18 protein-coding genes are annotated in these 22,671 nt (G+C 72.5%); 9 read left to right on the forward strand and 9 right to left on the reverse strand.

Annotated elements, in window-relative coordinates; genetic code table 11:
* Positions 1 to 54: 54 nt before the first annotated feature.
* On the forward strand, positions 55 to 1,299 hold the full coding sequence (locus tag AB0O07_RS11210; RefSeq protein ID WP_365630639.1) for a cytochrome P450: 1,245 nt from the start codon (positions 55 to 57) through the stop codon (positions 1,297 to 1,299).
* Here AB0O07_RS11210 and AB0O07_RS11215 read toward each other — a convergent pair.
* Positions 1,289 to 2,107 (reverse strand): TioE family transcriptional regulator, encoded by an 819-nt coding sequence (locus AB0O07_RS11215; protein WP_365630642.1) that lies wholly within the window; start codon positions 2,105 to 2,107, stop codon positions 1,289 to 1,291. The genes AB0O07_RS11210 and AB0O07_RS11215 overlap by 11 nt on opposite strands.
* Before the next feature lie 70 nt (positions 2,108 to 2,177).
* On the opposite strand from AB0O07_RS11215, the gene AB0O07_RS11220 reads away from it, so the two are divergent.
* A complete protein-coding gene (locus AB0O07_RS11220; RefSeq protein ID WP_365630645.1) occupies positions 2,178 to 3,464 on the forward strand; it encodes an erythromycin esterase family protein in 1,287 nt (428 codons plus the stop codon).
* A gap of 154 nt (positions 3,465 to 3,618) precedes the next feature.
* On the opposite strand, the gene uvrA is transcribed toward AB0O07_RS11220, so the two are convergent.
* The gene (gene uvrA, locus AB0O07_RS11225; RefSeq protein WP_365630648.1) at positions 3,619 to 6,579 is read right to left on the reverse strand and encodes an excinuclease ABC subunit UvrA; all 2,961 of its coding nucleotides are present in this window, start codon (positions 6,577 to 6,579) and stop codon (positions 3,619 to 3,621) included.
* 227 nt (positions 6,580 to 6,806) lie between these two features.
* Here uvrA and AB0O07_RS11230 point away from each other — a divergent pair, with 227 nt between their 5' ends.
* Together AB0O07_RS11230 and AB0O07_RS11235 are read left to right on the forward strand one after the other, a co-directional pair.
* Positions 6,807 to 7,535: a maleylpyruvate isomerase family mycothiol-dependent enzyme gene (locus AB0O07_RS11230; RefSeq protein WP_365630651.1), complete on the forward strand. Its 729-nt coding sequence runs from the start codon at positions 6,807 to 6,809 to the stop codon at positions 7,533 to 7,535.
* A 52-nt stretch (positions 7,536 to 7,587) separates the two neighbouring features.
* Positions 7,588 to 8,241, forward strand: a complete 654-nt coding sequence (locus AB0O07_RS11235; protein WP_365630654.1) for an MBL fold metallo-hydrolase — start codon at positions 7,588 to 7,590, stop codon at positions 8,239 to 8,241.
* Between the two features lie 58 nt (positions 8,242 to 8,299).
* Here the strand turns inward: AB0O07_RS11235 and AB0O07_RS11240 are convergent, their stop codons facing one another.
* From AB0O07_RS11240 to AB0O07_RS11260, 5 genes are all read right to left on the reverse strand, one after another.
* Positions 8,300 to 9,322: a TerC family protein gene (locus AB0O07_RS11240; protein ID WP_365630656.1), complete on the reverse strand. Its 1,023-nt coding sequence runs from the start codon at positions 9,320 to 9,322 to the stop codon at positions 8,300 to 8,302.
* Between the two features lie 198 nt (positions 9,323 to 9,520).
* Positions 9,521 to 11,383, reverse strand: coding sequence for a TerD family protein (locus tag AB0O07_RS11245; protein ID WP_365630658.1), 1,863 nt, complete (start codon positions 11,381 to 11,383; stop codon positions 9,521 to 9,523).
* 148 nt (positions 11,384 to 11,531) lie between these two features.
* Positions 11,532 to 12,098: a TerD family protein gene (locus tag AB0O07_RS11250; protein ID WP_365631524.1), complete on the reverse strand. Its 567-nt coding sequence runs from the start codon at positions 12,096 to 12,098 to the stop codon at positions 11,532 to 11,534.
* Positions 12,099 to 12,304: 206 nt separating this feature from the next.
* Complete coding sequence (gene uvrB / locus AB0O07_RS11255) at positions 12,305 to 14,431, reverse strand: excinuclease ABC subunit UvrB (RefSeq protein ID WP_365630660.1); 2,127 nt, start codon at positions 14,429 to 14,431, stop codon at positions 12,305 to 12,307.
* A 50-nt stretch (positions 14,432 to 14,481) separates the two neighbouring features.
* Positions 14,482 to 15,375, reverse strand: coding sequence for an MHYT domain-containing protein (locus AB0O07_RS11260; protein WP_365630662.1), 894 nt, complete (start codon positions 15,373 to 15,375; stop codon positions 14,482 to 14,484).
* Between the two features lie 409 nt (positions 15,376 to 15,784).
* On the opposite strand from AB0O07_RS11260, the gene AB0O07_RS11265 reads away from it, so the two are divergent.
* The 4 genes from AB0O07_RS11265 to AB0O07_RS11280 all read left to right on the forward strand — a co-directional run bounded on the left by AB0O07_RS11265 (position 15,785) and on the right by AB0O07_RS11280 (position 19,341).
* Complete coding sequence (locus tag AB0O07_RS11265; protein WP_365630664.1) at positions 15,785 to 16,675, forward strand: glycerophosphodiester phosphodiesterase family protein; 891 nt, start codon at positions 15,785 to 15,787, stop codon at positions 16,673 to 16,675.
* A gap of 81 nt (positions 16,676 to 16,756) precedes the next feature.
* Positions 16,757 to 17,311 (forward strand): methylated-DNA--[protein]-cysteine S-methyltransferase, encoded by a 555-nt coding sequence (locus AB0O07_RS11270; protein ID WP_365630666.1) that lies wholly within the window; start codon positions 16,757 to 16,759, stop codon positions 17,309 to 17,311.
* A gap of 159 nt (positions 17,312 to 17,470) precedes the next feature.
* Positions 17,471 to 18,436: a pseudouridine-5'-phosphate glycosidase gene (locus AB0O07_RS11275; RefSeq protein WP_365630667.1), complete on the forward strand. Its 966-nt coding sequence runs from the start codon at positions 17,471 to 17,473 to the stop codon at positions 18,434 to 18,436.
* Positions 18,433 to 19,341, forward strand: coding sequence for a PfkB family carbohydrate kinase (locus tag AB0O07_RS11280; protein WP_365630669.1), 909 nt, complete (start codon positions 18,433 to 18,435; stop codon positions 19,339 to 19,341). Before AB0O07_RS11275 ends, AB0O07_RS11280 begins: the two co-directional genes overlap by 4 nt.
* 56 nt (positions 19,342 to 19,397) lie before the next feature.
* Here AB0O07_RS11280 and AB0O07_RS11285 read toward each other — a convergent pair whose 3' ends face one another.
* Together AB0O07_RS11285 and AB0O07_RS11290 are read right to left on the reverse strand one after the other, a co-directional pair.
* On the reverse strand, positions 19,398 to 20,054 hold the full coding sequence (locus tag AB0O07_RS11285) for a uridine kinase (protein WP_365630671.1): 657 nt from the start codon (positions 20,052 to 20,054) through the stop codon (positions 19,398 to 19,400).
* 236 nt (positions 20,055 to 20,290) lie between these two features.
* Entirely contained in the window at positions 20,291 to 20,959 is a 669-nt protein-coding gene (locus AB0O07_RS11290; protein ID WP_365630673.1) for a helix-turn-helix domain-containing protein, read from the reverse strand.
* Positions 20,960 to 21,046: 87 nt separating this feature from the next.
* Between AB0O07_RS11290 and AB0O07_RS11295 the strand changes: the two genes are divergently transcribed.
* Positions 21,047 to 22,258 carry a pyridoxal phosphate-dependent aminotransferase gene (locus AB0O07_RS11295; protein ID WP_365630675.1) on the forward strand — a complete coding sequence of 404 codons (1,212 nt, stop codon included), beginning with the start codon at positions 21,047 to 21,049 and terminating at the stop codon, positions 22,256 to 22,258.
* The last annotated feature ends 413 nt before the right edge of the window (positions 22,259 to 22,671 follow it).

Consider the following 22,671-nt stretch of genomic DNA (forward strand, 5'->3'; position numbering starts at 1 on the left):
CGTACCTCCGCCGCCCCGCGCGACCAGCACCCACCCCCCTCCGGAGGACGTGTCATGACCGAGACGGCCACCCCCGAGACCCCCACCGCCCCCGGCGTCCCCGCCTTTCCGCTCAGCCGTGCGGCCGGCTGCCCCTTCGACCCGCCGCCGCGCTACGCGGAGCTGCGCGAGGAGGCGCCGGTCTCCCCCGTCCGGCTCTGGAACGGCTCCGTGGCCTGGCTGCTCACCCGGTACGAGGACCAGCGCGCCGTCCTCGCCGACCCCCGGTTCAGCTCGGACACCACCCGTCCGGGGTACCCGGCGCAGAGCGCGGGCGTCCAGGCCCGGCGGGACCCCGCGCATCTGCCCTTCATCGTCCAGGACGGCGCCGACCACCAGCGGCAGCGGCGGATGTTCACCGCCCACTTCACCGTCCGGCGCATCGCGGCGATGCGCCCCCGCATCCAGGAGGTCATCGACCGGCTCCTGGACGCGATGGAGGCGGCGGGGCCGCCGGCCGACCTGGTGAGCGCGTTCGCGCTGCCGATGCCCTCGCTGGTCATCAGCGAACTCCTCGGGGTCCCGCACCGGGACCACGCCCTCTTCCAGCGCGCCGCGCGCACCCTGGTCACGCTCGGCTCCACACCGGAGGAGTCCCGGGCCGCCAGCCGGGAACTCGCCGGGTATCTCGACGATCTGATCACCGTCAAGGACCGTAATCCGGCCGACGACCTGCTCAGCACCCTGATCGTGGAGCGGGTCCGCACCGGGGAGCTGGAGCGGCGGCTGCTGGTCGAGAACGCGATGCTGCTGCTGAGCGCCGGGCACGAGACCACCGCGAACATGACCGCCCTGGGCACGCTGGCCCTGCTCCACCACCCTGGGCAGCTCGCCGCCGTGCGGGACGGCGACGACCCGGCCCGGGTCGCGCACGCCGTGGAGGAGCTGCTGCGCTACCTCACCATCACCCACAGCGGGCGCCGCCGGGTGGCCGTCGAGGATGTCGAGATCGCGGGCACGCTGATCCGCGCGGGCGAGGGCGTCGTCCTGGCCAACGACGCCGCCAACCGCGACGGGGCGGTCTTCCCCGACCCCGACCGGCTCGACATCGACCGCCCGGAGGTACGCCGCCACATGGCCTTCGGCCACGGCGCCCACCAGTGCCTCGGCCAGAACCTGGCCCGCGCCGAGCTGCAACTCGCCTACCCGGCCCTGCTCCGGCGCTTCCCCCGGCTCCGTACCACCGTCCCCGACAGCGAACTCCGCTTCAAGGAGGACATGCTGGTGTACGGCGTCCACGAACTCCCCGTCACCTGGTGACCCCTGGGGGCCGGTGAGCCTCGCGCTCGCGGAGGTACGCGTCCAGTTCAGCGGCCCCGGCCAGCAGCGCCCGCCCCCGGTCGGCGAGCCGGCCGTGCCAGTCGCCCAGGGCGGCCTCCAGCGGCGCCACCCCGCCGGCCGACCGCACCTGGGCGAGGAGCGGGGCGATCCGCTCCAGCGGGTAGCCGCCCCGCCGGAGCTGGTGGGCGAGGCGGGCGTCCCGTACATCCGCCGCGCCGTAGACCCGGTACCCGGTCAGCGGGTCACGGCGCGGGCACACCAGCCCGGCGCGCTCCCAGGCGCGCAGCGTCGCGGGGCGGATACCGAGCCGCTCCGCCAGCGGTCCGATGAACGTACCGCCGGACAGGGAGGCAGAACGGGAGCTGGAGCCGGGTCCGGGGCCAGGGCCGGGGGCGGGGACAGGTCCGGGGTAGGTGTCAGTGCCGGGGTCCGGCTCGGGGGCCAGGTCGCGCAGGGCGTCCCGGACGGCCTCCAGGGTCCGCCGGTCGTCGAGGAGTTGGGCGTGGCTCTCGTCGATGAGCCGGAACGCCTCGTCCGCCGCGCCCTGGTGCACCGCCCGCATGACCGCCGCCGCCGTCCGGTGGCCGTGGCCGGGCAGCAGGGCGAGAAAGGCCCGCAGGGCGCTCGCGTGGAGGGGGGTGTAGGTGCGGTAGCCGTGCGGGGTGCGCGCGGCGGCCGGGAGGATGCCGTCCTCCTCGTAATTCCTCACCGCCTGGGTGGAGAGACCGTGCCCGCGCGCCAGATCGACCGGCCTGAGCCGTTCCCCGCTTTGAAGGTTCTGACTCACGAGGGCCACCGCACCAAGGGGTTGATTCCGAAAAGTCTCCACCGAATGTTCAACGATAGCGTTGATGGGCATGAACACTGACTCCGCCGGCGCATCTGGCACATCCGACACCACTGTTCCTCAGGACCTCGCCCGTCCCGTCGACGCCGCCGCCCTGCTGGGGCTGCTCCCGGCCCGTCCTGAGCTGCTCGCCCTGGGCGAGCCCACACACCGCGAGGAGACCCTGCTCGCCCTGCGGAACGAACTCTTCCGGCAGCTCGTCGGGGAGGGGTACCGGACGATCGCGGTCGAGACCGACTGTCTGGCGGGGCTGCTCGTGGACGACTACGTCGTCTCGGGCAGCGGCTCCCTCGACCAGGTCATGGCGGACGGGTTCAGCCACGATTGGGGCGCCTGCCCGGCCAACCGCGAGCTGGTGCGGTGGATGCGGGCCCACAACGAGGGGCGGCCCCCGTCGGAGCAGGTCCGTTTCGCCGGTTTCGACGGCCCGCTGGAGATCACCCACGCCGCGAGTCCCCGCCGGGCCCTTACCGCGCTCCACGGCTATCTCGCCGCCCGGGTCGGCGCGGAGCCGCTGCCCTGCACCGGGGAGACCCTCGACCGGCTGCTCGGCCCCGACGACCGGTGGAGCGAGCCGGCCGCGATGTGGGAGCCGGCCCGCTCCGTGGGGCGGTCGGCGGAGGCCGGCCGGCTGCGGCTGCTCGCCGACGAACTGGTGGCGCTCCTCGACATACAGGCACCGGCGCTGATCCCTGCGGCGCCTCGGGACGTACAGGAAGCAAGAGAAGAACGAGGAGAGGCCCGGGAGGCCCGGGAGGCGTGGGAGGCGTGGGACCGGGCGTGCCTGTACGGGCGCACCGCCGTCGGGCTGCTCCGCTACCACCACGCGATGGCCGATCCGTCGGCCGCCCGGCTGACCCGGCTGGTGGCGCTGCGGGATCTGATGATGGCCCAGAACCTCCTCGCCCTGGCGGCCCGGGGCCCGGCCCTGGTCCACGCGCACAACGGGCACCTCCAGCGGGAGCGGTCCACGATGCGGATGGGCGGCGCGGAGGTGGCGTGGTGGAGCGCCGGGGCGCTGGTGAGCGCCCGGCTCGGGAGGGGGTACGCCTTCGTGGCGACCGCGCTCGGCACGCTCCGGCACCAGGGGGTGGGCACCCCGCCGCCGGACACCGTCGAGGGGATGCTGTACGCGCTTCCCGGGGAGCGCTCGGTCCTCGACGCCCGGCGGCTGGCCGGCGCGCTCGGCGGGACGCCGCCCGCGCCCCGGGTCTCCCCCTGGTTCGGCTACGCCCCGTTCGACCCGGCCCATCTGCCGGGCGTCGACGGGCTGGTGTTCGTCAGAGATGTCGCGTGAGGGATGTCGCGTAAGGGGTGTCGCGTAAGAGATGTCGCGTGAGGGATGTCGTACGGGACACCGCCCCCTGAACCGCCCCTGCCCCGGAGCCCACCGCTGCCCCGGAGCCGTCATGGCTCCGGGGCAGCGGGCAGCGGCCAGGCGGGGGGCGCTGTCAGGAGCGGCGGGTCCGGGTGGCGGCCTTCTTGGCGGGGGTCTTCGCCGCCGCCTTCTTCGGGGCCGTCTTCCGGGCCGGGGCCTTCTTCGCCGGGGTCGCCGCGTCGCTGATGCGCTCGGCGTCCAGGATGTCGCGGAGGAACTTGCCCGTGTGGCTGGCCGGGACGCCCGCGATCTGCTCCGGGGTGCCCTCGGCGATGACCAGGCCGCCGCCGTTGCCGCCCTCGGGGCCCATGTCGACCACCCAGTCCGCCGTCTTGATGACGTCCAGGTTGTGTTCGATGACGATCACCGTGTTGCCCTTTTCGACCAGCCCGGACAGTACGGTGATCAGCTTGCTGATGTCCTCGAAGTGCAGCCCCGTGGTGGGCTCGTCCAGGACATAGACCGTACGGCCCGTCGAGCGCCGCTGGAGTTCGCTGGCCAGCTTGACGCGCTGGGCCTCGCCGCCGGAGAGGGTGGGCGCGGACTGGCCGAGCCGGACATAGCCGAGGCCGACCTCGTGGAGCGTCTTGAGGTGGCGCGAGATCGTCGGCACGGCCTCGAAGAACTCGAGCGCCTCCTCGATCGGCATGTTGAGCACTTCGGCGATGGACTTGCCCTTGTAGTGGACCTCCAGCGTCTCCCGGTTGTAGCGGTCGCCGTGGCAGACCTCGCAGGGGACGTAGACATCCGGCAGGAAGTTCATCTCGATCTTGATGGTGCCGTCGCCCGAGCAGTTCTCGCACCGCCCGCCCTTGACGTTGAAGGAGAACCGGCCCGGCAGATAGCCGCGCACCTTCGCCTCCATCGTCTCCGCGAAGAGCTTGCGCACATGGTCGAAGACACCGGTGTACGTGGCCGGGTTGGAGCGGGGCGTACGGCCGATGGGCGACTGGTCGACATGGACCACCTTGTCGACCAGGTCGTCCCCGTCGACCCGGGTGTGCCGCCCCGGCACCGACTTGGCGCCGTTCAGCTCGCGGGCGAGGTGCGTGTACAGGATGTCGTTGACCAGCGTCGACTTGCCGGACCCGGAGACCCCGGTGACCGCCGTGAAGACCCCGAGCGGGAAGGAGACGTCGATGTCCTTGAGGTTGTTCTCCTTCGCGCCGTGCACCGTGAGCCGGCGCCCCGGGTCGGCCGGGCGGCGTACATCCGGGGTCGGGATGGCGCGCTTGCCCGCCAGATACTGCCCGGTGACCGAGTCCTTGCTGGCCAGCAGCCCCTTCAGCGGCCCCGAGTGGACGACCTTGCCGCCGTGCTCGCCCGCGCCGGGGCCGATGTCGACCACCCAGTCGGCCACCTTGATGGTGTCCTCGTCGTGCTCGACCACGATCAGGGTGTTGCCCATGTCGCGGAGCCGGACCAGGGTCTCGATCAGCCGGTGGTTGTCCCGCTGGTGGAGCCCGATGGAGGGCTCGTCCAGCACGTACAACACCCCGACCAGGCCGGAGCCGATCTGGGTGGCGAGCCGGATGCGCTGGGCCTCGCCGCCGGAGAGGGTGCCCGCCGCCCGGGAGAGCGAGAGGTAGTCGAGGCCGACGTCGACCAGGAACCGCAGCCGTTCGTTGACCTCCTTGAGGACCCGCTCGGCGATCTGGCGGTCCCGCGCGTTCAGCGTGAGCCTGCCGAGGAAGTCCGCGCAGTCGCTGATCGACATGGCGGCGACCTCGGCGATCGACCGGTCCATGACGGTCACGGCGAGGACGATCGGCTTGAGCCGGGTGCCCTCACAGGTCGGGCAGGGCACCTCGCGCATGTACCCCTCGAAGCGCTCCCTGCTGGCGTCGCTCTCGGCCTCCGAGTGGCGCCGCTTGACGAAGGAGACGGCCCCCTCGAAGGCGGGGGTGGTGTAGGCGCGCTCGCGCCCGTACCGGTTCCGGTAGCGCACCTCGACCTGGGTCTTGTGGCCGTGGAGCAGGGCCTTCCTGGCGCGCAGCGGCAGCCCGGCCCAGGGGATGTCCGTACGGAACCCGAGGGCCTGGGAGAGGCCCCCGATCAGCCGCCCGAAGTACTCCTTGGTGTGGCCGTGGGACCAGGGGTGGATCGCCCCCTCGTCCAGGGACTTCTCCTCGTCGGGGACGACCAGCTCCGGGTCGACCTCCATCCGCGTGCCGATGCCCGTGCAGTCGGGGCAGGCGCCGAAGGGCGAGTTGAAGGAGAAGGAGCGCGGTTCGAGCTCCTCGAAGGAGAGGTCGTCGTACGGGCAGTACAGGTGCTCCGAGTACATCCGCTCGCGCTCGGGGTCGTCCTCGGGGAGGTCGACGAAGTCGAGCACGACCATGCCGCCGGAGAGGCCGAGCGCGGTCTCGACGGAGTCGGTGAGCCGGCGCTTGGCGCTGTCCTTGACCGTGAGGCGGTCGACGACCACCTCGATGGTGTGCTTCTCCTGCTTCTTGAGGGTGGGCGGCTCGGTGAGCTGGACGGTCTGCCCGTCGACCCGGGCCCGGCTGTACCCCTTGGTCTGGAGGTCCGCGAAGAGGTCCACGAACTCGCCCTTGCGCTCGCGCACGAGCGGCGAGAGGACCTGGAAGCGGGAGCCCTCGGGGAGTTCGAGCACCCGGTCCACGATGGCCTGCGGCGACTGGCGGGAGATCGGCCGGCGGCACTCGGGGCAGTGCGGCTTGCCGATCCTCGCGAAGAGCAGCCGGAGGTAGTCGTAGACCTCGGTGATGGTGCCGACCGTCGAGCGCGGGTTGCGCGAGGTCGACTTCTGGTCGATGGAGACGGCCGGGGAGAGACCTTCGATGAAGTCGACATCCGGCTTGTCCATCTGGCCGAGGAACTGCCGGGCGTACGAGGAGAGCGACTCGACGTACCGGCGCTGCCCCTCGGCGAAGATCGTGTCGAACGCGAGGGACGACTTGCCCGACCCCGAGAGCCCGGTGAAGACGATGAGTGAGTCACGGGGCAGGTCGAGCGAGACGTTCTTGAGATTGTGCTCGCGCGCGCCACGGACGATGAGACGGTCGGCCACGCCGGTCCGCACCTTTCTGAGAGAGGCAGGGGCAGAGCCCCCGTCCAGAGTACGGGGGGTCGCCGGAACGGATGAATCTGCGGCAAAAGAGGCGCCGGGCGCGGGCGCGCGCCGGTGGTGCCCCCCTTGGTCAGGATGCCTGAACCGAGCTTATAGCACGCACATTCGATTTACGGCGGGCTGTCGTCGTCTTCACCCGATCGAGTGGCGGCACTATCGTCGGCGGCATGATCGATCACACGCTCGACCTGGCCGCGGTGGAAGAAGCGACCGAACGGCTCCTCGGCGCCGTCGCCGCACTGGACAACGCGGCGGTCGCCGCCCCGTCACGGCTTCCGGGGTGGAGCCGGGGACATGTCCTGGCACATCTCGCCAGAAACGCGGACGCACTGGTCAATGTTCTCGAAGGCCGCCCCATGTACGCGGACGAGGCGACCCGGGACGCGGACATCGAACGGGACGCCGCACGCCCGCTCCCCGTCCACCTCGCCGACGTACGGGACTCCGCGGCGCGCTTCCGGGAGACCGCCGCCACCCCCGCCGACTGGAGCCGGGTGATCACGATGCGGAACGGGGTCACGGACACCGCGGCCCGGCTGCCGTTCCGGCGGCTGGCCGAGGTGGAGCTGCACCATGTCGACCTGGGCATCGGGCGGAGCCTCGAAGACCTCCCCGAGGAGTTCACCGGACGGGAGATCGACTTCCTGGTGGAGCGCTTCGCCGGGCACCCGGCGGTCCCGCCGCTGGAGCTGGCCGCGCCCGACGGGCGGCGGTGGCGGACCGGACGTGCGGCGGGCGCCGGGGAGGGCGCTTCGGAGGGCGGCGGTACGGAGGAGAGCGCGCCGCTGGCCGTCAGCGGGCCCGCGCCGGAGCTGATGGGGTGGCTCGCGGGGCGCCGGGACGGGGCGGGGCTGATCCATCAGGGCGCGGATCTGCCCGTACTGCCGCCGCTCTAGCCGCCTCCTGGACAGAGGCCCGGACAGGGGTCAGCGCAGTACTGTGATCCATATGACTTACAGCGGAACGGTGACGGTCGGCGGGCCCGCGGACGTGCATGAACTGCCCGCCCTGATGATCTCCAAGGTGGCCGTGGGGCCGATGGAGAACAACGCCTATCTGCTGCGCTGCCGGACCACCGGCGAGCAGCTTCTGATCGACGCGGCCGCCGACGCCGCGACCCTGCTGACGCTGATCGGCGACGGGGGCATCGCCTCCGTCGTCACCACCCACCGGCACGGCGACCACTGGCAGGCGCTCGGCGAGGTCGTGGCCGCCACCGGGGCGCGGACCTACGCGGGCCGGTACGACGCGGAGGGCATCCCCGTACCGACCGATGTGCTCGTGGACGACGGGGACACGGTACGGGTCGGGGCGTGCGCCCTCACCGCCGTCCATCTGGTGGGGCACACGCCGGGGTCGATCGCCCTCGTCTACGACGACCCGCACGGCCACGCCCATGTCTTCACCGGCGACTGCCTCTTCCCCGGCGGCCCGGGGAAGACCGCCGGCCCGGTGGCCTTCGCCTCGCTGATGGACGGTCTCGAAACGAAGGTCTTCGGGAAGCTGGCCGACGAGACCTGGATCTACCCGGGCCACGGCGACGACTCCACGCTGGGCGCGGAGCGCCCGCACCTCGCGGAGTGGCGGGCGCGGGGCTGGTAACCGCCCCGGCCCGCCCCGCCCCGGCCCGGGGGCCGGGGCTCCGCCGCTCCCGGCGCGGTCAGCCGCCCACGCTGTCCTTCGCCTTGCCGTCGCCGCCGGGCGCGGCCGTCCCCGCCGCCTCGGCCGCCGCCTCACGGAGCGCCTGCTTCCGGGAGGCGATGAGGCTGGTGACGGTGGTGACGATCAGGACACCGCAGATGACGCCCAGCGAGACCGGGATGGAGATCACGGGGACATGCACCCCGGTCTCGTGGAGCGCGTGCAGCACCAGCTTGACGCCGATGAAGCCCAGGATGACCGAGAGCCCGTAGCTGAGGTGGACCAGCTTCTTCAGCAGTCCGCCGATGAGGAAGTAGAGCTGGCGGAGCCCCATCAGGGCGAAGGCGTTGGCCGTGAAGACGATGTACGGGTCCTGGGTCAGGCCGAAGATCGCGGGGATCGAGTCCAGCGCGAAGAGCACGTCGGTGGTGCCGATGGCGAGCATGACCACCATCAGCGGGGTCAGGACGCGCTTGCCGTTCTGCTGGATGAAGAGCTTCGTGCCGTGGTACCGGTCGGCGACGCCGAAGCGGCGCTCGACGGACTTGAGCAGCCGGTTCTCCTCGAACTCCTCCTCTTCCTCGCCCGAGCGCGCCTCCTGGACGAGCTTCCAGGCGGTGTAGATCAGGAACGCGCCGAAGAGGAAGAAGACCCACGAGAAGCTGGAGATGATCGCGGCGCCCGCGGCGATGAAGACCGCGCGCAGCACCAGTGCTATCAGCACACCGATCAGCAGGACGCGCTGCTGGAGGTGGGAGGGCACCGAGAACTTCGCCATGATCAGGACGAAGACGAAGAGGTTGTCGACGCTGAGCGACTTCTCGGTGATGAACCCGGCGAAGAACTCGCCGGAGGCCTGGGCCGTGCCGAAGAGCAGCAGGCCGACACCGAAGAGCGCGGCGAGGACGATCCAGACGACCGTCCAGATGCCGGCTTCCTTGATCGACACGTCGTGGGGCTTGCGGCCGATGAGGAAATCGACGGCGATGAGGGCGCTGAGACCGAGGATGGTCAGCACCCAGAGATTCAGGGAGACGTCCACAGTTTCTCTGTTCCTCCTGTTGCGTACGAGGCGGGAGTACTCCCCTTCGCTTCCGGGAACAGTACAGGAAACACCAAAGAATGGTAAAGAAATGGGTAAAGGATCTTCAAGTGCTGGGCTCGGGGCGTCTCCGGGGGAGTAAAGGGCGGTGACGGAAGGAGGAGGCGGCGGCAGGGGGTGGGCAGCGGGCGGCGGTGTTCAGCGACCGCCTCGGCGGCGCGCCTCCCCGGCCTGCTCCAGCACCTGGTGGAGCACCCGGCTGCCGGACGGGACCGCCGGGGGCTCGTACGTCCAGGCATGCCCCACCCAGGGGTCGGCCAGATGCTGGTCGGGTACGGGGGTGAGGCGCAGCAGCGAGCGCCAGAGCGGGTCGAGGACCGGCCCGTACCCGGCGGCGTCCTCCCGGTTCGCGACCATCAGCAGATGGACACCGACGGCCGGGCCCTCGTCGGCGAGGTAGCGGAGCTGGGTGACGGCGCGGTCGTCGAAGCCGTGCGGGAAGTCGTGGACGATCAGGAGCTGCTCGGCGGTGTCCAGGTCGGGCGGGAGCGACTGGGCGGCGCCCGCCCCGGCCCGTACGGCCATCTGCACCAGGTCCACCCGGCGGGTGAGCCGGGCGAGGACGGCGGCGACACCCCCGGCGCCCGCGGCGGGCGGCTGGTCGAGGACGCCGGAGCCGGCCAGCGGGGCGAGCCGCGCGGTGGCCGAGCCCGCCGGGTCGATCACCTGGACCGTGAACTCGCCGGGCGGATAGACGGCGAGGAGGCGGGCGGCGAGGGCGACCGCCGTGTCCATGGCCGCCGCGCGGAGCCCGGCGTCGTCCATGGTGAGGGCGGCCTCGGAGGCGGAGCGGCCGTTGTCGATCCACAGCCCGCGCTCCAGCGGCAGCCGTACGAGCATCGGGATCCGCAGGTCCGGGGCCTCGGGGAGGTGGACGTCGCCGAGGCGCAGCGCCATCGGGATCTCCATGGGGACCCGGTGGGCGTGCCAGACGGGGCTGTCCCAGCGGGCGTACGCGGGCGGCAGCGCGGGCTCGACCACCTCGGACTCGGCGCGGAGCTGGGCGAGGTCGCGGTCGAGGGCCTCGCGGGCCTGTGCGGCGAGCGTGTCGTGCTGGGCGCGGGCCGCGGCGCGGGCGGCGTCACCCGCGCCGCCGAGGCGCCGCGCGGGGTCGCCGAGGACCCGGTCCAGCTCCCGTTCGCGCCGGGACTCGGCGAAGTCGAGGGCGCTGCGGTACGCGGCGACGGTGCGGGCCAGGTCCTCGAACATGCCCCAGACCTGGTTGTAGAGGCGTTCGTCCAGGGACCAGCCGGTGGCGTCCCCGGCGACCGGGCGGGGCGGCTCCCCCGGCCCGGCGGACGGCGCGGTGGGCTCGGGGGCGGGGGCCGGGGGCGCGGGCGGCGCCGCGGCGGGGCGGCGGCCGGGGTGCGTGTAGTCGATGGAGCCGCCGGTACGGGCCGTAGCGGCCGACCCTGACGGGGCGGCCGACGGGGCGGGTACGGCGTCGGCGAGGTGCCGGGCGACGGCCTTTTGGACGGTGGCGGCGAACGCGGGGGCGTCCGGCAGGCCCTGGTCGGCGAGGAGCGCGGGGAGGCCGCCCGCGTACCCCTGGCCGACGGCGCGCACCTTCCAGGCGCCCTGGCGGCGGTAGAGCTCCAGGGCGACCACGGCGGACTCGGTGTCCAGGCCGGTCAGGGTGAAGCCGGCGATCCCGGTGCCGTCGGTGGCGGTGACGGCGGCGCGGGGCGCGGTGGTGGCGCCGAACCGGTCGGGGCCTCCGACGCCCTCGGGGAGCGCGAGCAGGACATGGACCAGGTGGATGCCGTCGGGGAGCGCCGCCAGGTCGATGTGGAAGCGGGGCGCCGCGGCGGCCTGGCGGGACACCTCGACGCCGGGGAGGGCGGGGGCGCCGGGGTGGGCGACGCGCTCGGGGTCGCGTACGGCGCCCTGGGCGTCGGCCAGGGTGACGCAGCCCAGTACGGGGGCGCCGGCCGTCACCCGGATCTCCAGTCGGGTATGCGGGAGGGCATGGTTCTGCCCCCGGACCAGCTCGGCCGTCATCGCCTTCGTCCCCTCGTCGTTCAGGCGTCGTTCTTCAGGTGTGGAGGATGCTTCAGTTGCGGAGGATGCGGGCCGGGTGCCGGGCAGCCGTGCGCGGCCCCCGGCGGCCGGGGTTCCGGGGCCGGGGAGCCGCGTGCACAGGTGCCGGTTACAGGTGCGGCAGGATCGACGGCATCAGGTCCTGGAAGGTGCGGCCGTTGGCCGGGGTCCCGAGGGCCGTCATCTGCCAGCCGCCGCCCACCCGGTGGACCTTGGCCATGATCTGGGCGGTGTACTGGCCGCCGCCGTCGAGCGTGTACCGCGCCAGTTCCTGGCCGTTGGTCTCGTCCACGATGCGGCAGAACGCGTTCTGCACTTCCTGGAAGGTCTGGCCGGTGAAGGAGTTCACCGTGAAGACGATCTGGTCGATGTGGACCGGGACCCGGGCGAGGTCGACGAGGATCGACTCGTCGTCACCGCCCTGGCCCGCGCCGCCGACCAGGTTGTCCCCGGTGTGCCGGACCGAGCCGTCGTCGCTGACGAGGTGGCGGAAGAAGACCACGTCGACCGGCTGCTTGTCGGCGAAGAGCACCGCCGAGGCGTCGAGGTCGATCTCCCGGGTGCGGGAGCCGAAGAGGCCCCGGCGCGGCGCGGCCTGCCAGCCGAGGCCCATGCGCACCGCGGTCAGCGAGCCGCCGCCGGTCTTCTCCAGGCTGATGCCCTGGCCCTTGCTCAGATTGACGCCAGGACCGCCGGTCGCGCCGCCCTTGGATACGTCCACCACGCGTTGTCCCCTCTCGAACTGGTTTCCCCCGCAACCGTCCGTATGCGGTTACGCGTACGCGGCACCCTACGCAGTGGCCGGGAAGGCGCAGGAGGCGTGGGCCGCTTTTGTGTCGGTCTTGCAACACGGCGGATGTCCGGATGTGTCAGGCGGTCCCGTCAGGCGAGCCCCGCCTCCTTCATCTGCCGCAGCTCCTTCTTGAGTTCGCCGACCTCGTCGCGGAGCCGGGCGGCGACCTCGAACTGGAGCTCGGCCGCTGCCGCCCGCATCCGCTCGGTCATCTCCTCGATGATCCCGGCGAGTTCCGTGGCGGGCCGGTCGGTGACCAGCGCGCCGGAGGCGCCGGCCCGGCCGCCCTTCGCGGCCTTGGCTGCGAGCGCGGGCACCGGGGTCCTGGTCTTGCCGTCCTTGGACTGCCGGTAGCCGGTGCCGAGCAGGGCCTCGGTGTCGACCTCCTCGCGGGCGATGGTCGCGACGATGTCGTTGATCTTCTTGCGGAGCGGCTGCGGGTCGATGCCCCGCTCGGTGTTGTACGCGGTCTGCTTCTCGCGGCGCCGGTTCGTCTCCTCGATGGCCTGCGCCATCGCCGGGGTGATCTTGTCCGCGTACATATGGACCTGTCCCGAGACGTTGCGCGCGGCGCGGCCGATGGTCTGGATCAGTGAGGTGCCGGAGCGCAGGAAGCCCTGTTTGTCGGCGTCTAGGATCGCCACGAGGGAGACCTCGGGCAGGTCGAGCCCCTCCCTGAGCAGGTTGATGCCGACCAGGACGTCGAACTCCCCGGCGCGCAGCTCGCGCAGGAGCTCGACGCGGCGCAGGGTGTCCACGTCGCTGTGGAGGTAGCGCACCTGGATGCCCAGCTCCAGGAAGTAGTCGGTGAGGTCCTCCGCCATCTTCTTGGTGAGGGTGGTCACCAGGACCCGTTCGTCCTTCTCGGTGCGCTCGCGGATCTCGTGCACCAGGTCGTCGATCTGGCCCTCGGTGGGCTTGACGACGACCTCGGGGTCGACCAGTCCGGTGGGGCGGATGATCTGCTCCACGAACCCGTCGGAGCGGGACATCTCGTAGCTGCCGGGGGTGGCCGAGAGATAGACGGTCTGGCCGATGCGCTCCTGGAACTCCTCCCACTTCAGCGGCCGGTTGTCGAGCGCGGACGGCAGCCGGAAGCCGTGGTCGACCAGGGTCCGCTTCCGGGACGCGTCGCCCTCGTACATCGCGCCGATCTGCGGCACGGTGACATGCGACTCGTCGATGACCAGGAGGAAGTCCTCGGGGAAGTAGTCGAGGAGGGTGTTGGGGGCGGATCCTGGCGCCCGGTCGTCGAAGTGCATCGAGTAGTTCTCGATACCGGAGCAGGAGCCGATCTGGCGCATCATCTCGATGTCGTAGGTCGTGCGCATCCGCAGCCGCTGGGACTCCAGGAGCTTGCCCTGCTTCTCCAGCTCGGCCAGGCGCTCCGCCAGCTCGCGCTCGATCCCGTCGACCGCCTTCTCCATGCGCTCGGGGCCCGCCACGTAGTGGCTGGCGGGGAAGACGTACAGCTCCTGGTCGTCGCTGATGACCTCGCCGGTGAGCGGGTGCAGGGTGGAGAGCGCCTCGATCTCGTCGCCGAACATCTCGATGCGGACGGCCAGCTCCTCGTAGACCGGGAAGATCTCGATGGTGTCGCCGCGGACCCGGAAGGTGCCCCGGGTGAACGCCAGGTCGTTGCGGGTGTACTGGATGTCGACGAAGCGGCGCAGCAGCTCGTCCCGGTCGTACTCGGCGCCGACCTTGAGGGGCACCATGCGGTCCACGTACTCCTGCGGCGTACCGAGGCCGTAGATGCAGGAGACGGAGGCGACCACGACCACGTCCCGGCGGGTGAGCAGGGAGTTGGTGGCGGAGTGGCGGAGCCGCTCGACCTCCTCGTTGATCGAGGAGTCCTTCTCGATGTAGGTGTCCGACTGGGGGACGTACGCCTCGGGCTGGTAGTAGTCGTAGTACGAGACGAAGTACTCGACGGCGTTGTTGGGCAGCAGCTCGCGGAACTCGTTGGCGAGCTGGGCGGCGAGCGTCTTGTTCGGCGCCATGACCAGGGTGGGGCGCTGGAGCCGCTCGATCATCCAGGCGGTCGTCGCCGACTTGCCGGTGCCGGTCGCGCCGAGCAGGACGACGTCCTTCTCGCCCGCGCGCACACGCCGCTCCAGGTCGGCGATGGCCGTGGGCTGGTCGCCGCTGGGCTGGTAGGAGCTGACGACCTCGAAAGGCGCCACCGTACGTTCGATCTTGGAAACGGGCCGCATGAATCCACCGTACGACCCCGCACTGACAGTGGGCCCCCGGCGGGGCTCCGTCACACGTCGTGGAGGTCCGCGGAGCGGCGGAGGGCGGAGCGGGCGGCGGCGGTGTCGACCTGGTCACGCCGGTCGCGGCGGGCCGGGTTCGCGCGCATACGCTGCGTGGGCACCCCGGGGCGGAGCCGCCGCACTCCCCCGGAGCCGGCGTTCCGCGCGCCGCCGCCGGTCACCAGCAGCGGGTCGACCACCACGGCCACACCGGCCAGCAGCAGGAAGACGGCGGGCCCGAGGAGCATGGGGACGAGGAGTTCGGTGGCCGGCTCTCCGCCGGGGCCGCCGGTGGCCTCCAGGTGGACGTGGACGCCGGCCATGGCCGTGTAGTGCATCCCGGTCGACGCCGCGCCCATGACCACACTGGCGGCGAGGCTGGCCAGGAAGCCCCGGCGGGATACGACGACCCACAGGGCCCCGGTCGCGGCGGCGACGGCGATCACCACGGAGAGGGCGACGCTCAGGAGGTCGTAGTCGATACGCCCGCCGTCCAGCCGCATCCCGGCCATGCCGAGGTAGTGCATGGTGGCGATGCCGAGCCCTGTGATGGTGCCGCCGGTGAGCAGGGCCAGCCGGGTGGCGGCGCGGTAGCCGACGATGAAGATCCCGATCCCGACCATGACGATGCCCACCACCAGGCTGGCGAAGGTCGTCGGCCGGTCGTAGCCGACCGGGGCCTCGGCGACGACGAACCCGGTCATCGCGATGAAGTGCATGGTCCATATGCCGGAGCCGATGGAGGCGGCGCCGAGCGCGAGACCGCCCGGCTTCCAGGCGTGCTGGGTGCGCAGGCATCTCATGGTGCAGCGCAGGCCCAGGGCGGCGCCGAGGCAGGCCATGAGAAAGCCCGCCACGGGGGTGACCAGACCGTAGCTGAATCCGTCGATGGTGCCGTGCATAGCGGTGTGCCCTTCGCCCCTTGTGCTGACTGTACGGATGCGCCGGTCCCGGGAGGGTAGGACGATCGGCCTCGGATTCAAACAGGTACTGAACGTTTTATCGACATGAGTCGCCCTGAAACGGCGTATCCACCAACTCCCGACGTTCTTTCACCACTCTTCCCCGGCGTGTCTTCACGGACCGGTCCACGCCATGGCTTCCCATGACTTCACCTTGTGGCCGGGCTTCGCCTGTTCTCCGTTCGCCAAAGGCTGTCACCCTCGGGCGGGCTACCCCCGCGCACCCCCCGAACGGCCACCTCACCGACACGACAGCACCACTTGCTCACCACGCACCGCACGCACGAGCACGACGCACGACGCACGACGCACTCGACGAATGCCCCACCTCACGACGCGAGGAGTCCCCGTGTACGCACGTACCTCAGTCACCACGGCCGCCGCCGCCCTGCTCACCGCCTCGGCGCTGGTCCTCCCGGGCACGGCGGCCGCCGCCACCGCGGACACGGACGCGGCGGGACGGTGCGGCGGCCCGCTGGTGATCGCGCACCGCGGCGCCTCCGCGTACGCGCCGGAGAACACCCTCCCGGCCGTCGACGCGGCCGGCGCGCTGGGCATCGGCTGGGTGGAGAACGACGTCCAGCGGACCAAGGACGGCCGGCTCGTCGTGATCCACGACGACAACCTGCGGCGCACCACCGACGTGGCGGAGGTCTTCCCGGACCGGGCGCCCTGGAAGGTCGCGGACTTCACCGCCGCGGAGATCGCCCGGCTGGACGCGGGGAGCTGGTTCGGCGCGAAGTGGGCGGGCACCCGGGTGCCGACGCTGGAGCAGTATCTGCGCACGGTCGACGCCAACCGGCAGAAGCTGCTGCTGGAGATCAAGTCCCCGGAGCTGTACCCGGGCATCGAGAAGGACATCCTGCGGGTGCTGCGCCAGGAGCGGTGGCTGGACCCGGCGCATGTCAGGAACCGGCTGGTGATCCAGAGCTTCAGCGCGGAGAGCGTCCGCGCGGTGCACCGGCAGCGGCCCGACATCACGACCGGCTTCCTCGGTACGCCGCCGGTGGCCGAACTGCCGTCGTACGCGGCCTTCACGGACCAGATCAACCCGTCGTACACCACGCTGAGCACGGAGTACGTGGCGGCGGTGCACCGGCTGAAGGGCGCGCACGGCAAGCCGCTGACGGTCTCCACCTGGACGGTCAACAGCGCGGCGGACGCGGCGCGGGTCAGGGACATGGGCGTGGACGGGATCATCACCAACTACCCGGACGTGGTCCGCGACACGGTCGGCTGAGCCGAGCCGGGCCACAGCCGGGCGGACCGGCATCGCCGCAGGTCGGGCCGGTTGTCAGTGGCGGGCCTTACGGTGGTTGCCATGAACGGGAACGGGCGGGCACCGGAGTCGTCGGTGGAGTGGACCGTCATGGAGAGCGGCATCGGGCCGCTGCTGCTGGCCGCGACGGGCCAGGGGCTGGTGAGCGTCGTCTTCCACGCGGGTCCTGGCGTGCGGGGGCGGGCGCTCGCCCGGCTCCGGGAGCGGCTGGGCGCCGAGCCGGTGGAGTGCGCCTCGGGTCTGCTCGCCGGGGCGGTAGGCGAGTTGTCGGCGTACTTCGCGGGGGAGCTGCGGGAGTTCGGTCTGCCGCTGGACTGGACGCTCTCCTCGGGGTTCAACCGGCAGGTGCTGCGGGAGCTGGCGACGGGGGTGCCGTACGGCACGGTGGTCGGGTACGGCGATCTGGCGGCGCGGGTGGGGCAGCCGACGGCGGCGCAGGCCGTCGGTGTGGCGATGGGCTCCAATCCGCTGCCGGTGGTCGTGCCCTGCCACCGGGTGGTGGAGAGCCAGGGCGGGCTGGGCGGGTTCGGGGGAGGTCTCGAGACGAAGCGCGCGCTGCTGGCGCTGGAGGGGGTGCTGCCGGAGCCGCTGTTCTGAGACCGTTGCGCCCGCGCTTCCGTGGCCGGTGCCCACGCTCCGGCCGCCGCTGTTCCGGCCCGCCGCCGTCCGGAGGCATCCGGCTGCCGGGGGGGTGTTCCGGGCCACGTCGGGGGGCCGGGGGTTTGCGTACGGCCCGGGTGTGCCAGGGATGGGGACATGCCGGACACCGAAGCCACCGCAGCCCAGCTCTCCCCCGAGGTACGGGAGGCACTGGCCACGGGCCGCCCCGTGGTCGCCCTGGAATCGACGATCATCGCGCATGGCCTGCCACGCCCCCGTAACCTCGCGGTCGCGGAGGAGCTGGAGGGGCTCGTACGGTCCGGGGGCGCCGTCCCCGCGACGGTGGCCGTGCTGGACGGCCGCCCCCATGTGGGCCTGGATCGGGGCCAGTTGGAGCGGGTGGCGCGGGACAACGCGGTACGGAAGCTGGGGCAGCGCGATCTCGCGCCCGCGCTGGCGGCCGGGGCGAGCGGGGCGACGACCGTCTCGGCCACCGCGTTCCTCGCCGCGCGGGCCGGGATCCGGGTCTTCGCGACCGGTGGCCTGGGCGGGGTGCACCGGGGGTGGACCGTGTCGCAGGACGAGTCGGCCGATCTGCGGCTGCTGGCCGGAACGCGGATCACGGTGGTGTGCGCGGGCGTCAAGTCGATCCTGGACGTCCCGGCGACGCTCCAGCGGCTGGAGACGCTGGGCGTCTCGGTGGTCGGTTACCGGACGGAGCGCTTCCCCGGCTTCTACCTCGCCTCGTCGGGCGAACCGGTCGACTGGACGGTGGGGACACCCGAGGAGGTCGCCTCGGTGATGGCGGCGCAGGACGCGCTGGGCGGCCCGGAGGCCGCGCTGATCGTGGCCAACCCGGTGCCGGAGGCGGAGCAGCTCGACCCGGAGCTCCACGACCGGTTGCTCGCCGAGGCGCTGGAGGAGTGCGCGGAGCGGGGGATCACCGGCCAGGCGGTCACCCCGTTCCTGCTCGATCTGCTGATGCGGCGCACCGAGGGCGCCTCGCTGGAGGCGAATCTCGCGGCGGTACGCGGCAATGTCCGCCTCGCTGCCCGGATCGCGGGGGCGCGGGCGGCGGCGCGGGCGGGGGCCGGCGGCTCCCGGGGAGAGGAGCGGGCGTGACGGTCCGGCAGGGGCACGGCCGCCCGGGGGCGGGGCTGCTGGTGATCGGCGATGTGGTGACCGATGTGGTGGCGCGGTACCGTACCCCGCTCGCCCGGGGCACCGACACCGCCGCCGAGATCCGGACGCTGCCGGGCGGCGCCGGGGCGAACGCCGCCTGCTGGGCGGCGCGGAGCGGCTGCGCGGATGTCCGGCTGCTCGCCGGGGTGGGCGCGGACGCCCGCGACTGGCACGCGGAGCGGCTGCGGCGTGCGGGGGTACGGGCCCGGCTCGTCCTCGCCCCGGGGGCGGCGACCGCCACGGTCGTCTCCCTGGTCGACGCCACCGCCGAGCGCACCCTGCTCACCGACAGCGGCGCCGCGCTCCGCCTGCCGCGCTCCGCCTGGTCGCCCGAGCTGCTCGACGGGGTCGGCCGACTGCACCTCTCCGGGTATCTCTTCTACGCCGCCACCAGCCGGGCGGTGGCGCTCGCGGCGCTGGAGCGGGGCGTTCCGGTGAGTGTGGACCCGGCGTCGGCGGGGTTCCTCAGGACCTTCGGGCCGGAGCGTTTCCTCGCGGCCGTCGAGGGCGTCGAGACGGTGCTGCCCAACGCGGACGAGGCCCGTGCGCTCACCGGTCTCGCGGACCCGGCGCGGGCCGCGGCGGCGCTTTCCACCCGGACCCGGGTGGCGGTGGTGACCCGGGGCGGCGACGGCGCCCTGGTGGCCGAGCGGGGCGCGGTGACCGCCCGGATCGCGGCGCTCCCGGCGCGGGCGCTGGACTCGACCGGCGCGGGGGACGCCTTCACCGGGGCGTATCTGGCGGCCCGGCTCCGTGGCGCGAGCCCGGTGCGGGCGGCCGAGGCGGGGTGCCGCGCGGGCGCCCAGGCGGTACGGATCCCCGGCGGCCGTCCCCAGCCGGAGTGACCCCCAGGGGCCCGGGCCAGGCGGGGTCGGGCCAGGTCAGGCGGGGTCGGGCCAGGTCAGGCGGGGTGCAGGCCGCCCCAGGCGGGGTGGCGGGGGTCGTCGGCCCGTACCACCACATCGGCGGTGGCGGCCGGGTCGACCTCCGCCTCGTACCGTGCGAAGGCGGGGAGCGTCCACCGCTCGGCCGGGTCGGTACGGCGCCGGAGCGCGGCCGGCGAGAGCCGCAGGTGGACCGTGAGGTCGAACGGGAACCAGTGCCCCAGCAGCAGCGGACCGTGGAGCAGGAGGACGCCGCCCGGGGCGAGTTCGCGGCGCGGTGAGCGGGTGGCCCGGTCGGTGGCCGGGTCCCAGAGGTCGGGCAGGACCCGGCCGGTGCCGCCGGGGTCCAGCGGGGTCAGCACCTCGCGCCAGAGCGCGCCGGTGTCGAACCAGCCGCTGTAGTACGTGTCCGGGTCCTCGCGCCCGTACTCGTACCGCAGCGAGGCCGGCCGGAGAAAGCCGCCGGCGCCGACCACCAGCACCGAACGCCCGCGCAGCCGCAGCGCCTCGGCGAGCGCGGCGGCGGCCCGCTCCGGCCGCGCGGCCGGAGCCCCGTCGACCCCGACCCGCAGCCAACGGCCGCCGCCCGCCTCCGGCGCGGGGGCCTCGCCCTCCGCCAGCCGGTCGGCAAGGGCCTCGGTCAACCGCTCCCAGGTGATCGCTTCGAGTCGCACGACACCATCATCACCCGCGCCCCCGCGGCCCCGGCCACCCCCTGGACCCCGTCCCCCGGCCCGGCGCGGCACCGTACCTGAGGGACCGGACCGGGACCGTACACCCGGCAAGGGCCCGGCGCCGTACCGCCCGAGGCGAGCCCGGCACCGTACCGCCCCAGGCGAGCCCGGCACCGTACCGCCCCAGGCAAGCCCGGCACCGTACGGCCCCAGGCGGGCCCGGCGCCGTACCCGGGTCACTCGCCGCGCAGGGCCTTCGCGAGTGTGGTCTCGCCGGTGACCTCGATACGTCCGGCCCGTACCCCGTCCGGCACCGTCAGGGTGCCCGTGCTCAGGGCGCGGCAGGTGTCGGAGTCGAGGGTGAGGCGGGCGTCCGGGGAGGCGGCGGGGCCGTCGCCGTACGCGGGGCGGGCGCCGTCCGGGGCCGTCCCGCCGTCGTCGCCGAGCCGCAGGTGGAACACGCCCTCGTCGAGGCGGACCTCCACCGTGCCCGCCGTGCCCCCCGTCGCCTCGTACGGTCCGGAGACCGCCCTGAGCAGCGGCACAGCGAACCAGTGCGCCCGTACCGCGTCGGTCGGCAGCCGTTCCGCCAGCGCCGGAGCTCCCCATTCCGCCAGGGCGGTGAGGACGGGCAGCAACCCCCGGCCCCGTTCCGTCAGTTCGTAGACGTACGCGGCGGACGGCGGCGGCAGCCTGCGCCGGGTGGTGAGTTCGTCGCGCTCCATGTCCTTGAGCCGGGACGCGAGGACGTCCGTGCTCACCCCGGGCAGATCCGCGTGCAGATCGGTGTACCGGCGGGGGCCCGCCAGGAGTTCACGGACGATCAGCAGGGTCCACCGGTCGCCCACGGCGTCCAGGGCGCGGGCGGCGGCACAGTATTGGTCATAGCTTCGGCGGCGTGGCATGCGACGCAGTCTAGACATGTCGTTGGACTTTCCAAGCTCACACTTGGTAAAACCAAGTATCGCACTCAAGGTCGGGGAGGCCACCGCATGGAATTCCGGCAGTCGAGCAAGCTCAGCGAGGTCTGTTACGAGATCCGCGGTCCGGTGATCGAGCACGCCAACGCGCTGGAGGAGGCGGGCCACAGCGTGCTGCGCCTCAACACCGGCAACCCCGCGCTCTTCGGGTTCGAGGCGCCCGACGAGATCCTCCAGGACATGATCCGGATGCTCCCCCAGGCGCACGGCTACACCGACTCGCGCGGCATCCTCTCCGCCCGCCGCGCCGTCGCCCAGCGGTACCAGACGCTCGGGCTGACCGATGTCACGGTCGACGACGTCTTTCTCGGCAACGGCGTCTCCGAGCTGATCTCCATGGCCGTCCAGGGGCTGCTGGAGGACGGCGACGAGGTGCTGATCCCGGCCCCCGACTACCCGCTCTGGACCGCCGTCGTCACGATGGCGGGCGGCCGTCCCGTGCACTACCTGTGCGACGAGTCCGCCGAGTGGTACCCCGATCTGGCCGACATGGCGTCGAAGATCACCGACCGCACCAAGGCCGTGGTGATCATCAACCCCAACAACCCCACGGGCTCGGTCTATCCCCGGGAGATCGTGGAGGGCATGCTCGACCTCGCCCGCCGCCACCACCTCATGGTCTTCGCTGACGAGATCTACGACCAGATCGTCTATGACGACGCGGTCCACCACAGCGCCGCCGCCCTCGCCCCCGACCTGGTGGTGCTCACCTTCTGCGGGCTCTCCAAGACGTACCGCGTGGCGGGTTTCCGCTCGGGGTGGCTCCTGGTGACCGGCCCGAAGCAGCACGCGCGCAGCTATCTGGAGGGGCTCACGATGCTCGCGTCGATGCGCCTGTGCCCCAACGCGCCCGCCCAGTACGCCATTCAGGCCGCGCTCGGCGGCCGGCAGTCCATCGCGGAGCTGACGGCTCCGGGCGGCAGGCTGCACGAGCAGCGCGACCGCGCGTGGGAGAAGCTCAACGAGATCCCGGGGGTGTCGTGCGTGAAGCCGAAGGGCGCGCTGTACGCGTTCCCCCGTCTCGACCCGAAGGTGCACAAGATCCACGACGACGAACAGTTCGTTCTGGACCTGCTGTTGCGCGAGAAGATCCAGGTCGTCCAGGGCACGGGCTTCAACTGGCCGCGCCCCGACCACTTCCGCATCCTGACCCTCCCGCACGCCGACGACCTCGACGCCGCGATCAGCCGGATCGGCCGCTTCCTGAGCGGATACCGCCAGTAGGGGCCGGGAAGCGGGGCGGGGAAACGAGGCGGGAAAGCGCGGCAGGGAGAACAGGACGGGGAAAAGGAGCGGGCCCGGGGGCGTAGCCTGCCTCCCGGGCCCTGGGTGGCCACTCATGGAGCACGCCGGGGCGTTTAAGAACCCAGGTCATTCATGAAGTCGTCGCGTCCTGCCTTTGGACCACCGCGCATCGAGCTGCGCGGGCCGGAGTTGAACCGGCAATTCGACGTCCGGGTCCTGGGCCCGTTCGATCCGACGATCAGTGGCGGATGCTGAGTCTGGAGCAAGAGTCTGAGATTGATCGCGGCGGTCGCCGCTCCATCACGACAAACTTCAGTTTCAGCTTGCGCTCCTCGCGCACCCCGGCACACACCGGACAGGGCTCAAGCCCTGCGCCGACGGCCGGGGATTCT

Origin of the sequence: Streptomyces sp. NPDC093085, from assembly GCF_040683935.1 — a bacterium.
Taxonomy (GTDB): Bacteria; Actinomycetota; Actinomycetes; order Streptomycetales; family Streptomycetaceae; genus Streptomyces.

Coding starts and splice junctions, on each gene's coding strand:
- AB0O07_RS11245 (WP_365630658.1), bottom strand. CDS start 11,383: ATGACGGCCGAGCTGGTCCGGGGGCAGAACCATGCCCTCCCGCATACC.
- AB0O07_RS11235 (WP_365630654.1), top strand. CDS start 7,588: ATGACTTACAGCGGAACGGTGACGGTCGGCGGGCCCGCGGACGTGCAT.
- AB0O07_RS11260 (WP_365630662.1), bottom strand. CDS start 15,375: ATGCACGGCACCATCGACGGATTCAGCTACGGTCTGGTCACCCCCGTG.
- uvrB (WP_365630660.1), bottom strand. CDS start 14,431: ATGCGGCCCGTTTCCAAGATCGAACGTACGGTGGCGCCTTTCGAGGTC.
- AB0O07_RS11270 (WP_365630666.1), top strand. CDS start 16,757: ATGAACGGGAACGGGCGGGCACCGGAGTCGTCGGTGGAGTGGACCGTC.
- AB0O07_RS11275 (WP_365630667.1), top strand. CDS start 17,471: ATGCCGGACACCGAAGCCACCGCAGCCCAGCTCTCCCCCGAGGTACGG.
- AB0O07_RS11290 (WP_365630673.1), bottom strand. CDS start 20,959: ATGCCACGCCGCCGAAGCTATGACCAATACTGTGCCGCCGCCCGCGCC.
- AB0O07_RS11220 (WP_365630645.1), top strand. CDS start 2,178: ATGAACACTGACTCCGCCGGCGCATCTGGCACATCCGACACCACTGTT.
- AB0O07_RS11295 (WP_365630675.1), top strand. CDS start 21,047: ATGGAATTCCGGCAGTCGAGCAAGCTCAGCGAGGTCTGTTACGAGATC.
- AB0O07_RS11230 (WP_365630651.1), top strand. CDS start 6,807: ATGATCGATCACACGCTCGACCTGGCCGCGGTGGAAGAAGCGACCGAA.
- AB0O07_RS11210 (WP_365630639.1), top strand. CDS start 55: ATGACCGAGACGGCCACCCCCGAGACCCCCACCGCCCCCGGCGTCCCC.